This window comes from Pyxidicoccus fallax, from assembly GCF_012933655.1.
GTDB classification, from domain to species: domain Bacteria; phylum Myxococcota; class Myxococcia; order Myxococcales; family Myxococcaceae; genus Myxococcus; species Myxococcus fallax.
In genome coordinates this window covers 1-13,692 of record NZ_JABBJJ010000162.1, presented here as the reverse complement: position 1 = coordinate 13,692, position 13,692 = coordinate 1, and the positions used below count along the sequence as shown (strand labels likewise).

At 69.6% G+C, this 13,692-nt stretch carries 12 protein-coding genes; 7 read left to right on the top strand and 5 right to left on the bottom strand.

Annotation, left to right across the window (positions count from 1 at the left end; genetic code table 11):
• Positions 1-35 precede the first annotated feature (35 nt).
• Both HG543_RS29445 and HG543_RS29440 read left to right on the top strand, forming a co-directional pair.
• Entirely contained in the window at positions 36-1,433 is a 1,398-nt protein-coding gene (locus HG543_RS29445; RefSeq protein WP_169348220.1) for a family 2B encapsulin nanocompartment shell protein, read from the top strand.
• Between the two features lie 33 nt (positions 1,434-1,466).
• The gene (locus HG543_RS29440) at positions 1,467-2,867 is read left to right on the top strand and encodes a family 2B encapsulin nanocompartment shell protein (protein ID WP_169348219.1); all 1,401 of its coding nucleotides are present in this window, start codon (positions 1,467-1,469) and stop codon (positions 2,865-2,867) included.
• Between the two features lie 15 nt (positions 2,868-2,882).
• Here the strand turns inward: HG543_RS29440 and HG543_RS29435 are convergent, their stop codons facing one another.
• Both HG543_RS29435 and HG543_RS29430 read right to left on the bottom strand, forming a co-directional pair.
• Positions 2,883-3,443, bottom strand: coding sequence for a dihydrofolate reductase family protein (locus HG543_RS29435; RefSeq protein WP_169348218.1), 561 nt, complete (start codon positions 3,441-3,443; stop codon positions 2,883-2,885).
• Positions 3,444-3,553: 110 nt separating this feature from the next.
• Positions 3,554-5,704, bottom strand: coding sequence for a DUF4082 domain-containing protein (locus HG543_RS29430; protein ID WP_246357383.1), 2,151 nt, complete (start codon positions 5,702-5,704; stop codon positions 3,554-3,556).
• A 449-nt stretch (positions 5,705-6,153) separates the two neighbouring features.
• Between HG543_RS29430 and HG543_RS29425 the strand changes: the two genes are divergently transcribed.
• Positions 6,154-7,062 (top strand): LysR family transcriptional regulator, encoded by a 909-nt coding sequence (locus HG543_RS29425; protein ID WP_169348216.1) that lies wholly within the window; start codon positions 6,154-6,156, stop codon positions 7,060-7,062.
• On the opposite strand, the gene HG543_RS29420 is transcribed toward HG543_RS29425, so the two are convergent.
• Positions 7,007-7,363 carry a DNA-binding transcriptional response regulator gene (locus tag HG543_RS29420; protein ID WP_169348215.1) on the bottom strand — a complete coding sequence of 119 codons (357 nt, stop codon included), beginning with the start codon at positions 7,361-7,363 and terminating at the stop codon, positions 7,007-7,009. The two genes, HG543_RS29425 and HG543_RS29420, sit on opposite strands and share 56 nt — an antisense overlap.
• Before the next feature lie 213 nt (positions 7,364-7,576).
• Between HG543_RS29420 and HG543_RS29415 the strand changes: the two genes are divergently transcribed.
• A complete protein-coding gene (locus HG543_RS29415) occupies positions 7,577-8,341 on the top strand; it encodes a glutamine amidotransferase-related protein (RefSeq protein ID WP_169348214.1) in 765 nt (254 codons plus the stop codon).
• 204 nt (positions 8,342-8,545) lie between these two features.
• Positions 8,546-8,725 carry a hypothetical protein gene (locus HG543_RS29410; RefSeq protein WP_246357382.1) on the top strand — a complete coding sequence of 60 codons (180 nt, stop codon included), beginning with the start codon at positions 8,546-8,548 and terminating at the stop codon, positions 8,723-8,725.
• A 124-nt stretch (positions 8,726-8,849) separates the two neighbouring features.
• On the opposite strand, the gene HG543_RS29405 is transcribed toward HG543_RS29410, so the two are convergent.
• Positions 8,850-9,746, bottom strand: a complete 897-nt coding sequence (locus HG543_RS29405; protein ID WP_169348213.1) for a DUF3455 domain-containing protein — start codon at positions 9,744-9,746, stop codon at positions 8,850-8,852.
• A gap of 159 nt (positions 9,747-9,905) precedes the next feature.
• Here HG543_RS29405 and HG543_RS29400 point away from each other — a divergent pair, with 159 nt between their 5' ends.
• Both HG543_RS29400 and HG543_RS29395 read left to right on the top strand, forming a co-directional pair.
• Positions 9,906-10,841: a LysR substrate-binding domain-containing protein gene (locus tag HG543_RS29400; RefSeq protein WP_169348212.1), complete on the top strand. Its 936-nt coding sequence runs from the start codon at positions 9,906-9,908 to the stop codon at positions 10,839-10,841.
• 192 nt (positions 10,842-11,033) lie between these two features.
• Complete coding sequence (locus HG543_RS29395) at positions 11,034-11,852, top strand: pirin family protein (protein WP_343073467.1); 819 nt, start codon at positions 11,034-11,036, stop codon at positions 11,850-11,852.
• A gap of 64 nt (positions 11,853-11,916) precedes the next feature.
• Here HG543_RS29395 and HG543_RS29390 read toward each other — a convergent pair whose 3' ends face one another.
• A complete protein-coding gene (locus HG543_RS29390) occupies positions 11,917-13,062 on the bottom strand; it encodes a hypothetical protein (protein ID WP_169348210.1) in 1,146 nt (381 codons plus the stop codon).
• Between the last annotated feature and the right edge of the window lie 630 nt (positions 13,063-13,692).

The following is a 13,692-nucleotide window of genomic DNA, read 5'->3' as shown; positions in this document are numbered from 1 at the left end:
CGAATTTTCTGACTTCTCAACCTGAAGGGTGACCCATGTCCAATGACCTGAAGAAGCTCGACGACAACAACCTGAGCCTCGGAACCCAGGCGGCCCGCCAGCTGGCGACGACGACCAAGTCCGAGCCGCAGATGCAGGGCATCTCCTCGCGGTGGCTGCTCAAGCTGCTGCCGTGGGTGCAGGTGTCCGGCGGCACGTACCGCGTCAACCGCCGCATGACCTACGCGGTGGGCGACGGCCGCGTCACCTTCATCAGCACCGGCGCCAGGGTGCAGGTCATCCCGCAGGAGCTGGGCGAGCTGCCCCTGCTGCGCGGCTACGAGGACGTGGAGGTGCTCACCGCGCTGGCCAACCGCTTCGTGCAGAAGGAGTACAAGGCCGGTGAGGTCATCACCGAGGCCGGCAAGGAGGCGGACTCCATCGTCCTCATCGCCCACGGCAAGGTGAACCGCATCGGCACCGGCAAGTACGGTGAGCCGCTGGTGCTGGAGACGCTGGCGGATGGCGACCACTACAGCTACCAGGCGCTGCTGGAGACGCAGGACTACTGGCAGTTCACCGCCAGGGCCGTGACGCCCGTCATCGCGCTCATCCTCCAGCAGTCCGCCTTCGAGGAGGTGGTGGCGCAGGTGCCGTCGCTCCAGAAGCACATCGAGGACTTCAAGGCCCTCTCCAGGAAGAAGCAGGACACCGCCGGCCAGAAGGCCATCGAGCTGGCCGCGGGCCACCACGGCGAGCCCGTGCTGCCCGGCACCTACGTGGACTACGAGACGCACCCCCGCGAGTTCGAGCTGTCCGTCGTGCAGACCGTCCTGCAGATCCACACGCGCGTCGCGGACCTCTTCAACGACCCGATGAACCAGACCCAGCAGCAGCTGCGGCTCACCATCGAGGCGATGAAGGAGCGCAAGGAGCACGAGCTCGTCAACAACCGCGAGTTCGGCCTGCTGCACAACGCGGACCTCAAGCAGCGCATCCACACCCGCTCCGGCGCGCCGACGCCGGACGACATGGACGAGCTGTTGGCCACGGTGTGGAAGGAGCCGTCCTTCTTCCTGGCCCACCCGCGCGCCCTCGCCGCCTTCGGCCAGGAGTGCAACAAGCGCGGCCTCTACCCCACCAGCGTCGACGTGAGTGGGAACATGGTGCCCGCGTGGCGCGGCATCCCCATCTTCACCTGCAACAAGCTGCCCATCAGCGAGACGCGCACCACCTCCATCCTGCTGATGCGCGTGGGGGAGAAGAACCAGGGCGTGGTCGGCCTGCACCAGGCGGGCATCCCGGATGAAATCGAGCCCAGCCTCAACGTCCGGTTCATGGGCATCAACGAGAAGGCCATCATGAGCTACCTGGTCACCACGTACTTCTCCGCGGCGGTCCTCACGCCGGACGCGCTGGGCATCCTGGAGAGCGTGGAGCTGGGCCGCTCGTAGTCCCACGTCCTCACGGAATCGAAAGGTACTTCCATGACGAATCCAGACAAGGACAGGGTCGCGCACGAGGGCTCCAGCCTGAGCACGGCCGGGGCCCGCCAGCTCACGACGACCACCAAGACGCAGCCGATGATGCAGGGAATCACCCCCCGGTGGCTCCTGCGCGTGCTGCCCTGGGTGCAGGTGTCGGGCGGCACGTACCGCGTCAACCGCCGGTTGACGTACACCGTGGGCGACGACCGCCTGAACTTCAGCAACATCGGCGTCAAGGTGGAGGTCATCCCCCAGGAGCTGCTCAAGCTGCCGCTGATGCGGGGCTTCGAGGACGTGGATGACCTGCTCATCCGCACCCTGGCCAGCCTCTTCACCCAGCGGCAGTACCCGCCAGGGGCCACCATCGTGGAGGCGGGCCAGCCCGCGGATCACATCTACCTCCTGGCGCACGGCAAGGCGCAGAAGCTGACCGGGGGCAAGTACGGCGACCCCGTCGTGCTGGACACGCTGGCGGACGGCGACCACTTCGGGGACCAGGCGGTGGTGGAGTCGAACGACGTGTGGCCCTTCACCGTCAAGGCCGTCACGTCCTGCACGGTGATGGCGCTGCCGCAGACGGCGTTCGAGTCCCGCATCCTCCAGTCCGCGGCGCTGAAGGCGCACGTGGAGCGCTACCGGGAGCGGCTGAAGAAGCCCCAGGACAAGACCGGCCAGGCGGCCATCCCGCTGACGGCGGGCCACCACGGCGAGCCGGTCATCCCCGGCGGCTTCGTGGACTACGAGCTGAAGCCTCGCGAGTACGAGCTGAGCGTGGCGCAGACCATCCTGCGCGTGCACACCCGCGTCTCCGACGTCTTCAACGACCCGATGAACCAGACGCAGGAGCAGCTGCGGCTGACCATCGAAGCACTGAAGGAGCGCAAGGAGCACGAGCTCATCAACAACCCGGAGTTCGGCCTGCTGCACAACGCGGACCTCAAGCAGCGCATCCACACCCGCTCCGGCCCACCGACGCCGGACGACCTGGACGAGCTGGTGTCGCGCCGCCGCAAGACGCGCTACTTCCTGGCCCATCCGCGCGCCATCGCGGCGTTTGGCCGGGAGTGCAACAAGCGCGGCCTCTACCCGACGGTGGTGGACGTGCAGGGGCACAAGATGCAGGCGTGGCGCGGGGTGCCCATCCTCCCGTGCGACAAGCTCCCCATCAGCCGGGAGAACACCACCGCCATCATCGCGATGCGCACCGGGGCGGACGACCAGGGCGTCGTCGGCCTGCACAACGCCGGCATTCCCGAGGAGGTGGAGCCAAGCCTCACGGTGAAGCGCATGGACGTCACCGACCAGGCCATCACCCAGTACCTGGTGAGCACCTACTACTCCGCCGCCGTGCTCGTCCCCGACGCGCTGGGCGTGTTGGAGAACGTGGCGCTCGGCGGCTGAGGCCTCCCCCTCGTCCTATGACGCCGGCTGGTACCAGAGCATGACGCAGCCGTTGCTGAAGGCTCGCGTCTGCTTGAGGGTCAGCTCCAGCCGGCGCTGGACGCCCTGGAACAGGGTCCGGCCGCTGCCCAGCACGAGGGGATGCACGGCGAGCTGGTAGTCGTCCACCAGTCGCGCCTCGGTGAGCTGGGCCACGATGGAGCCGCTTCCCAGGATGACCATGTCGGGGCCGGGCTCCGCCTTCAGCTTCCGCATCTCCGACACGAGGTCGCCCTTCACCAGCCGCGTGTTCTCCCACGACGCGCGCTCCAGCGTCCGCGAGAACACGACCTTGGGCATGCGGTTCATCCCCTCGGCCACGTCAGGCATGAGCGCATGCGCCGCCGGGGTTGGCCAGAAGCCCGCCATCATGTCGTAGGTCACCCGGCCCAGGACGAGCGCACCGCCGCCGCTCGCGTTCTCGGAGGTGAAGGCGTTCCACTCGGCGTCCTGCTTGTGGGCCCAGCTCATGTCCCCGCTTGCGTCCACGAAGTAGCCGTCCAGCGAGACATTGTTGAAGACGCTCAGCTTGCGCATGCCACGTTCCTTGAATGGGCGACGAGTGCGGGCCCTATCTAGGAGCAAACCGCTCGCGCATCCAACCGCCCCGGCTCACGGGGAGCCGGGGCGGGCGCATGGCCGGGCCTTCAGTCCTGGATGCGATACTTGTGGTGCGTGTACTCCGCGGCGAAGGAGTCGGTGAACCGGCCGCCGGAGTAGGGGATGGTGCGGTTCTCGCCAATCACCTCGATGGTGCCGCTCGCGGGCAGCTCGGGCGGGAGGGTGAAGGTGTACGTGCCGCTGGTGAACTGCCGCTTCTGCATGGCGAAGACGTAGGCGGCGTTGTCGCGGTACTTGAGCATGGTGCTCAGGTTCGGGTTGAACTGCCACACGTAGGACTGCGTGTTGAGCACCCTCGCGAGCGACTTCACCTCGGCGTTGATCTTCTTCACCCGGTCGCGCGTGGCCTGGTACACGGCGCGCGTGTCGTTGAGCACGTCCGGGGTGAACGGGTTCGCGGTGGACTCGGAGAAGACGTGCGAGAAGTACGCGACGAGGCGCGCCTCGTGGATGAGCGTGGACCACACCGCGCCTTCAATCTGGTTGGCGTTGATGACGCTCCCGGTGGCCTGACCGCCCAGCTCCACGACGACGCCCAGGGGCATGCGCGGGTTGCCGTTGTTTCCGTAGGACGCGCCGGCGCGCAGGCCCGCCATCAGGACTTCGCCGTAGTTCGCCGCGCGGCGCACCTCGCCGGCGGGAATGTCGAACCAGTTGACCGCCTCGGCGCCGATGTTCCCGTCCGTGTAGAAGTAGATGTCCCCGGTGGCCACGCCGAGCCGCCACTTCGCCCGCGGATCCGGTCCGTCCGCGCCGGAGAGGAACGTGGCCCGCTCCTCATCCGACTGCCACATCAGCGCGCCCTTGCCGACGTTCGCGTAGATGAGGGCGTTCGGGTTGTTCAGCTGCGCGTACTGGGCGTTGTAGACGCTGTAGCCGCAGCGGCGCGGCTGGTCCGGCACACACGTGTCATGACCCGGCTCGTTGACGTAGCCGGTCCACGGATTCCAGCCCGGGCCGCCCCACATGTCCGCCTCGTCGTGGAAGGTCGTGCCGACCGACTCACCGCCCAGGCCGGTGCCGGCGAGATTCCAGATGCCGTACTGGCGCATCCACCCCGCCGAGTTCTCGTTGCCGGCGTACGTCTCGAGGAAGGTGTTGATGCCGTGCGCCACGTCGGTGCTGAAGCGCCACTCCTCGTCCGTGTACGCGCCCCAATAGCCGATGGGGAAGAAGTCCTCGCTCGTCCACGGCGTGCCGGCCATGGCCGGGAAGCGCGCGTAGTAGGACGGCCCGCCCTCCCACGCGACGCGCGGCAGGCTCAGCCCGGGGGGAGGCGTCTCCGAGGACGTGGTGGCGCTGGCCGCGTTGGACGCGGGGCCCAGGTTGCCGGCCGCGTCGCGGGCCCTCACCGTGTACGTGTAGAGCGTGGAGGGCGACAGCCCGATGTCCTTGTAGGTGAGCACTCCGCCGGAGACGGAGGTGAACTCAACGCCGTCGCGGAAGAGGACGTAGGCCGTCACGCCGATGTTGTCGGTGGCCGCGGCCCAGGTGAGCTGGATGGCGCCCGCCGTGGACGCCGCCGCGGAGAGGGCCCCCGGAGCCGAGGGAGTCGTCGTGTCGACGGTGGAGGTGAACAGCACGTCCACGAAGTAGTTCGTGCTCTGGTAGCTCTGCGTGGGGAAGCCGCCGCTGCCGTAGAGGTAGACGCCATTGGCTCCGTCCACGCCCGAGGCCAGCGCCGTCAGCGGCCCATTCGTCGTGCCCTGGTTGGCGAAGGCGTTGCTCGTGGCCGAGTAACGGCCGCGCGGCGCGAGGTATGAGGCGACGTAGGTGGTGTTGGCGGAGATGCTCACCGGCGTGGCGAAGCGCACCGTCTGCCACCCGGTGGCCGTCTCGTTGGTGAACGTCGCGGACGCGAGCCGCTGTCCGGAGTGGCTCCACAGGCTGCCCACGTGCGTCCCGCTGTTGGCCGAGCTTCCCTTGTAGAAGCGGATGCCCGAGACGATGCCCGGGACGCTGGAGCGGAACTTCACGCCCAGCTCGACGGAGACCGTGTCCGGGTCCTCGAGGATGGAGGGGCTGGCGGTCGCGCCGAAGATGCTGACCTCGGTCGCGAGGGGCGCGAGCACCGCGCTCGTCTCGTCAGGGGAAGGCGCACTCTCCGTGCAGCCTGTTGCCAATCCCAGTGCCAGCAGCCAGAACAGCCGCTGGCCACGGTGATGAAACTGAATCATGTCAATGCTCCGGTAATGCAATTGCATTTGCGATTGCGGTGCGACCTGTAGCCGGAGAGACAGGGATTTAAAAGGGAATCCCGGGAAACTGGGACGAGCCGCGCGGAGGCCGGGACGAGCCGCGCGGGGGCCGGGACGAACCGTTCCGGAGGCGCCAGGCCGTCGGGGTGGGCAAGCGGCGGGCGTTCGGCTAGGATGGCGCCATGTTTCCGCGGGAGTCGTACGCCTTCGATGCATGACCGGCCGGACGCCCGTCGCCTCGCGACGACGGTGTCCGGCGGTGAACGGGCGCCGTGGGGTTCTCCGGCGCTCGTGGAAGGCTGAGCGGTCCCGGATTCATCCCACCTCCGACTCAGCCCACAGGCGTCCCAACGGCCCCCCTCGCGGACCCCGAGTCCGCTGGAGGGGCCCTCGCTGCGCTGGCCTCGCCGCGCTCCACGGACTCATCCATGCGTTGGCTGAACTACCACCACCTCCTCTACTTCTGGACCGTCGCGCGGACGGGAAGCATCGCCGCGGCGAGCCGCGAGCTGTACCTGTCGCAGCCCGCCATCAGCACCCAGATAAAAGCCCTCGAGACGCAGCTCGGAACGGCGCTCTTCGAGCGGCGGGGCCGGGTGCTCGTCCTCACCGAGGCCGGACGGAAGGCCTTCGACTACGCCGAGCAGATCTTCCGGCTGGGGCAGGAGCTGTGCGAGTCGCTGAGCCCGACCCCGACGCAGCCCCGGCTGCGCGTCGGACTCGGCCCGATGACGTCGAAGCTGCTGGCCTCCCACCTGCTGGGCCCCCTGTACGCCCAGTCGTCCCTCCAGCTCCTGGAATGTCGGGAGGCGCCCACGGGCATCCTCCTGTCGATGCTCGCCGCACGGGAGCTCGACCTCGTCCTGGCGGACGACGACCCGCGCCCGCCCAGCATCGGTACGCCGGAGTGGGAGCTTCTGCGCAAGGTGGACTTCGCCCTCTTCGGGTCGCCCGCGCTGCTGGAGTCCTTCGAGTTTCCGCGCTCCCTGCATGGTGCCCCCATGCTGCTGCCCACGCCCGGCTCGGCGCTGAGGGATCGGCTGTCGGAGTTCTTCCGCGCCCGGGAAGTCTCGCCGAAGGTCGTGGCCGAGTGTGAGGACGGCGCGCTGATGGTGGAGCTGGCCCGCTGTGGCGCGGGGCTCCTGGCGGCTCCCGTCGAGCTGCGCGCCACGTTGCAGGACGTGCACGGCCTGCGCTGGGTGGGGCCCCTGGACTCGGTGCAGGTGAATGTCCTGCTGCACACCCCTCGCGCGCAGCGGGGTCACCCGGCGGTGGAGCGGCTCATCCGGTCCACCGCGCCAGCTCCGCCGCCAGCTCCGCGAGGTCAATGGGCTTGATGAGCACCGTGGTGTTCCGGGCGGAGGGGCTCGCCCCCAGCTCTCCGGAATCCCTCGGCGCGGCGATGGCCACCACGGGGACGTCCACTCCGTTCGCGCGGAGGTCGCTGAGCATGCGCGCCGCCCCGGACGCGGCGCCCTCGGACACGTCCAGCAGGAGGACCTGGACCTGCGTCCGCCGCGACGCGGGCGTCCGAAGGAACTCCCCGAGATCGGTGTGGCTCGTGGCGAGGACCTCGAACCTGTGCCGGTTGAGGCCGCGGGTGAGGGTGTCACGCAGCCGGGTGTTGTCGGAGAGCATCAACACGCGCGTCGGCGGGGGAGGGGTATGCCAGGGAGGCGAATCCGCGAATGACATACGCACAGGGTGGCCGCGAGCCTCGCCTCGAACCATGACAGAAAACGGAACGGCTCTTCGGCTCCTTGCATCCAGATATTGAAATGCCTCTTCGATGCGCTGGAGCGTAGGAGGGGCGCTCCACTGGAGCGCGGGGAGACCCGCTGGGAGGGCGGGGTGCTGATTCAGCTGCGAGGACGGCGCACGGAGTTCAGGGCGGTGGTCATCCAGGATGAGCCGACCTTGGGACTGGGGCTGCTGGAGCCGGCCCTCCGGAAGGCCGGCTTCGCGGTGGAGCGGCGCACCCACATCGTCGAGGCGGATGATGCCCACGCCGACCTGCTGGTCGTCCTCGGCGGTTCCCTGACGACTCCGGAGACCGAGCGAAGCGCCTTCCTGACCCGGGTGAGGCAGCTGCTGGAGCAGCGGCTGGCGGAAGCGCGGCCCAGCCTCGGCATCTGCATGGGCGCCCAGCTCCTGTCGCTGGCGGCCGGCGGTAGGATTCCCCACAACCCGGCGGGCCCGCTGCTGGGCATCGCTCCCGTGGTGCCCACGGCGGAGGGCCGGATGGACCCGCTCTTCCGGGGCCCGCTGGACCGACTGGACGTGGTGCACTGGCACGAGGACGTCTTCGAGCTTCCGCCCCGCGCGGTCCGCCTGGCCTCGTCGCGGGCGTGCGCGAACGAGGCGTTCCGGCTCGGCAACTCCTGGGGGCTGCTGTTCCATCTCCAGGCGGACTCCGAGCAGCTCGACCGCTGGCTCCAGGCGGCTCGCGCCACGGGGAGGACCGGCGGACGCAGCGTGGACGAGATTCACAGGTACGACCAGTGGCGGCTGCTCGCGGGGCAGCGCCGCAACGCCCAGGCGTTGGATCGGCTCCTGGGCGAGGTCGTCCGGACGCTCGGAATGCGCGAGCATCCGGACGGCCCAGCGCCTGCCTGACCCTGGGAATCAATGACCCGCGGTAGGAGCTCTGAACACAGCGGGCGGTTCCGCCTCACGCAACCTCCGCCCGCTCCAAGCCAGACCATGAACCCAAGGTGCTCGAGCGTTCCGCCTCCGGGCTGAACGCCTCGGCGCACCAACCCTTTCCAGCTGCCTTCGGGCCTCCTCAGGGAGAACGCGCCATGCTTCACGGTCAAGGCCATGAACCCGTCCCTCTCGTCCGTCGTGCGCACGCACGGCGACGAGGAGCGTGCCTATCTGGAGGAGCGGGGCGTGGACCGCGTGGTGATGGGCGAGCACGCCCTGGCGCTCAGCCTGCTCGACTACGTCCTGGCGCACCGAGGCGAGGCGGGCTTCGCCCAGGTGGAGGGCCGCGCATGAACGTCTCCCATGACGGCAGCACATGTGCCCGCCGAGGTGCCTTCGTGGCTCGCCGACGCGGCGCGGCCGCTGGCCCAGTCCGTGAGTGACGACCATCAGGACGTCCAAGCCACGCTCGGCTCCGTCAGGGCGCCGTCAGGACCTCGACGAAGTAATAGTCCGCCGTGTACTGCACCCGCTCGCGCTTGCCCACGTCGGCGGCGCCACCGCACCCGGTCCCCGGCGCGATGCCTCCCGCGGTGTTGAGGCGCAACACGTAGCCGACCCGGGTGCCGTCGGAGGTGGTGGTGGAGAAGACGTCCGACGGGAACGCCTGGTCGACACGCGCGACGTTGGCGATCCGCAGCAGCGGGACATTGGCATCCCCGTTGGGCGCCGAGGCCTCCGCCGCGCCGATGAAGAGGCTCTGGCCAGAGGTGGGCGAGTCGGGAGCGAGCGCGGGCGCGGACACCCGCCATGCCGGGCCGGCGGCCGGGGCTCCGGTGGGCGGTCCATAATCAATGCCACCCGGGTAGCGGAGATGGTCGAGCACCAGCTTGTCGAGCCCCGGGATGGGCTGGGTGGTGATGGGGTGAAGACCGGCTTCGGGCTGGAGCAGGACCCAGGCGAAGCCTCCCGCGTCCTGCCGACACTCGTACACCTGGGCCGCGGGGGCGGACCGGCTGTAGTCCGGTGAAACCTCCGTGGCACCGTTCCCCAGGGGCGGTGGCTCGGAAGGCGTGGGGACCGTCTGGTAGGCGGCGACGATGCGCGCGATGGGCCGTGACTCCGAATCACGGCCGAGCAGGTCGCGCAGGTCGTACGGCGTGCCCCCGACGGTCACCTGCAACAGCGCATCCGGCGCGCTGCCCGGCAGCGCCGTGGGAGCGTCCTGGGAGATTCGCCGGATGGCCTCGGTGGCGGCCCGTGCCTCGTTGGCCTCCGCGTCGTCCTCATCGTCGTCGCATCCGCCAACGGCCAGCACCCCGAGCACGAGCGAGGCCGGGACGGAGATGCGGCTCGAACGGACTGGCTTCACCACGGCGAACCTCCCCCGAAACGGGAGGACAGTGGCGGCGGTCCGCCGCCGCGGCAATCCAGCCCGATGGAGCAGGGCGTGTTCGCCTCCCGACGCTGAAGCCCCGAGGCGGATGCGAGCGTCGAGCGTGCGCCCGCTCCGCCGATGTGATGCACTTCCCGCGTGCTCGAAAGCGTCACCATCGATCAGCTCCGCACGCTCCGCGCGGTGGCGGAGGAGGGCAGCTTCACGGCGGCGGCCCGGCGGCTCGGCCAGGGCCAACCGGCGGTCAGCCAGGCCATGAAGCGGCTCGAAAAGCAGCTCGGCCTGCGCCTCTTCGACCGCAGTGGCCGCGTTCCCCGGCTGACCGCGAAGGGCGAGGCCGTCGTCGCCGCGGCGGGGCGGCTCCATGATGACCTCGCCGTCTTCCAGACGGTGATTGGCCGCATCAAGAGCGGCGAGGAGACGAAGCTCTCGCTCGTCGTCGACGCCATGTTCCCCACGAGCGCGCTGCTGGACTTCATCAAGGAACTCGCCGCGACACACCCCGGCGTGGAGCTGGCGCTCGAAATCGAGTTCCTCGCCGCCGTGACGGCGAGCGTGCGGGAGCGGAGGGCCACGCTCGGCATCGCGGGCACCGACGTGGACCTCGCGGGGCTGGAGCAGCGCCCCATCGCCCACCTGCGGATGATCCCGGTGGCCGCGCCGTCACACCCCCTGGCCTCGGTGAAGGGCGTCATCACCGACGAGCAGCTCGCCTCCGCCGTGCAGGTCGTCCTCACCGAGCGCACGCCGGCCGGCCAGCCAGGCTCATCGGACAAGGGCGTCTTCTCGACGCGGACCTGGCGCGTCGCCGACCTGATGACGAAGCATGCGCTCATCGTGGGCGGGCTCGGCTGGGGTCATGAGCCCGAGCACCTCGTGCGCGGGGACCTCGCGGCGGGGCGGCTCGTCGAGCTGCGGCTCGCGGCCTGGGAAGGCGGGGCACTCCCTCAGCGCTCGCTCGCCCTCGTTCGCCGCAAGGGCTCGCCGCTGGGGCCCGTCGCGACGTGGGCCTCCAATCGCCTCACGAGCCTCTGCCAGGCGGCGCTGGGCGCCGCGTCCCATCACACGAGGTGATGCCAAGCATCATGGCCTCGGAGGATTTACCTCGCGGCACCAGCTCTTACTGTTCTTGGCATGACGACCACGACTCATGCCATCCCTTCCTCCGTCTCCACCCGTTCGCTTCCCCGCGCCCGTCCTCTCGAGAGCGTCCACGGCGGAGGTCCGCTGCACTGGGTCGGTGACGGCTTCCGGGTGAACACCCTCGTGCCGAGCAGGAACCTTCCGCAGGAGCGCGTCAGCCCCTTCCTGCTGCTCGACTACCACCCCCGCTACGAGTACCCGGCCCTGGCCAAAGGTCAGCGCGGCGTGGGCTGGCATCCGCATCGCGGCTTCGAGACGGTCACCCTGGCCTTCGAGGGCTCCGTCGCGCACCGCGACACCGCGGGCCATGCGGGCGTCATCGGACCGGGCGACGTGCAGTGGATGACGGCGGCGTCCGGCATCCTCCACGAGGAGTACCACGAGCAGGGCTTCTCCCGCCGAGGGGGCGCGTTCCACATGCTGCAGCTCTGGGTCAACCTTACGCGCGCGAAGAAGATGGACGCGCCCGGCTACCAGCCCATCACCGCGGAGCAGATTCCCGTGGTCCCGATTGGAGGTGAGGACAACACCAGCAGGGTTCGCGTCATCGCCGGGGCGTTCCGAGACGCCCGCGGGCCCGCGCGGACCTTCACGCCCATCACGCTGCTCGATGTGAGGCTCAGCGCGGGCACGGCGCTCGAAGTCCCCGTGCCCTCGCATCACAACGCGCTCGTGCTCGTCGCCGGCGGCCGTGTCTCGACCGACGGGGACTCGCTTGCGGCGGGGTCGCTCGCCGTCTACGCCAACGAGGGTGAGCACCTCGCCCTGCGCGCCGAGGAGGACGCGCACCTCATCGTCCTCGCGGGCGAGCCCATCCGCGAGCCCATCGTCCACGTAGGCCCCTTCGTCATGAATTCCGAGCGGGAAATCCTGCAGGCCATCCATGACTTCGAGGCGGGGCGTTTCGGAGAGGTGCCCGCGGACGAAGCGCCGCGGAGCTGAGCTCTCCGTGACGGGAGGGAAGGGGAGTGTCCGGCCGCGTCGTCACCGGCGTGGCCGGGCACCTTCATCCATCGCGGCGCGGCACGGGCTCGGTGTTGCCAAGGTCCGGAGGCGACAGGATGAGCGGCGAGCCCAGCCGGTGGGCGAGCCAGTTCCCCAGGTGCAGCAGCCCGCGGGGCGTGTTGAAGCTGGACGCCAGTTGCCAGTGCATCCTCTTCGCGCGGACCCACAGGTCGAAGCGGATGTCTCCGTCCTCATCGAGGGTTCGTTCGACGTTCAGCTCCGGTGACGCGTACTCCGTGCGCCGGGTGCGGAAGAGGCCGTGGCGGGCATGGACGAGCGCGCCGCGCCGGACCTCCCACGACTCCGGCCCCTGGAAGCCGCGCCGTGCCATCACCGCCGCCAGGGCCGCCAGCACGGCGATGACCGCCGCGAACAGCACGCCCGCCCGGAGACCTCCATTGAGGAGAAGCCGCCACGTCAGCAGCACCGCGCACGCGGCGAGGCCCAGCGCGGCGACACTCCACACCCGTCCCTGGCGCTGGCGGGCCTCGTGCGGACTCCTGAGGACCCAGCCGCCAGCCGGAAGCGGCTCACCGTCCCAACCTGGCGGCGTGTGGCGAACCTGTGAGGACTCGTCCCACGCCAGTGAGAGTCGCTCCCGCAGGGCGTCCAGCAGCTCCCGGCGCTGCTCCGCCGTGCCGCCCCGGAGCAGGTCCACCGTCTTTCCAGTGGTCAGGGTGGCGAAGAGCGCACCCCGCGGGCCCCCCAGGTCCACGTCCACCAGCGCACCGCGCTCCAGGTGGAATCGCGACCACCACGGCCCCAGCCGCCACTCCCGCGTCACACCCGCGCGGTTGAAGGAAAGGCGCGCCTCGCTCACCAGCAGCGCGCGGAGCCTCCTCAGGGCGAAGATCCCACCCACGGTCCAGCCCGTCAGCCACACGCCCATGAAGAGCAGCCCCCACACGCTCAGAGGGGAGCTCGCGGGCTCGATGTCGGGGAGCCCCACCTGCAGTCCGGGCAACACCCGGGCCCAAAGTGAGCGGACCAGGACCCCGAGGGCGACCACTTCTCCCACGGCCCAGCCACAGAGCCAGCCCCCCAAGAAGACAGCGTTGCCGTACCGTCCCCAGCCCGACGGTCGCAGCTGCGCCGTCCACACTTCCGAGCTCTTCTCCAGCCACATGTCGATGCGTTCCCGGGCCATTTCTCGCCGCTCTCCCTCCAAGGGCGCTACCGGCGATCCAGAAATGCGACCACGCCGATTATCACCGTCGTGCCACATGGCCGCCACGGGGACACCGTTGGCCCTGATGCCGCCGACGTTGCTGATGGTGTCATTGCACCAGTCCTCGGCTCCGCTTGGGTTGCGGCCTCCACCAACCTGCTTCAGGGAAGTCCGTTAAGGCCACAAGGACGGCCTGATGCGCGAAGTCCGAAGGCCCTGACGCGCCGAACGTCTCGCCCCAGTCTGCCTGGGCGCGGCTCGGCGAGGTTTCGGGGCGCGAATCGTTATTGCCTCGGCCATTTCCTCCCTCGTCGTGAGCGTGGAGCCAGGTGCCCTTCACGGCATCCGTCGCGGTCAGAGCGCCGTCCCGCGGAACTGCGTGGCTCCCGAGCCCGCGCGCTCGTGTCAGGCCCCTGGGCCGCCCATGGCTGGAACCAGGTGCACGCAGCCGGATGACCCGCCAGGTCCTCATCGGGCGTGCCTCCCTCCTCCCTGCCATGTCAGCCCCTCCGGAAGAAGGAGCGTCGTGGAGGAATGATTCCTCCAGCGAGAAGGGGCGTCGTGGAGGAATGATTCCTCCAGCGAGGCGGCGGCTCAGGGGGGCGGGAG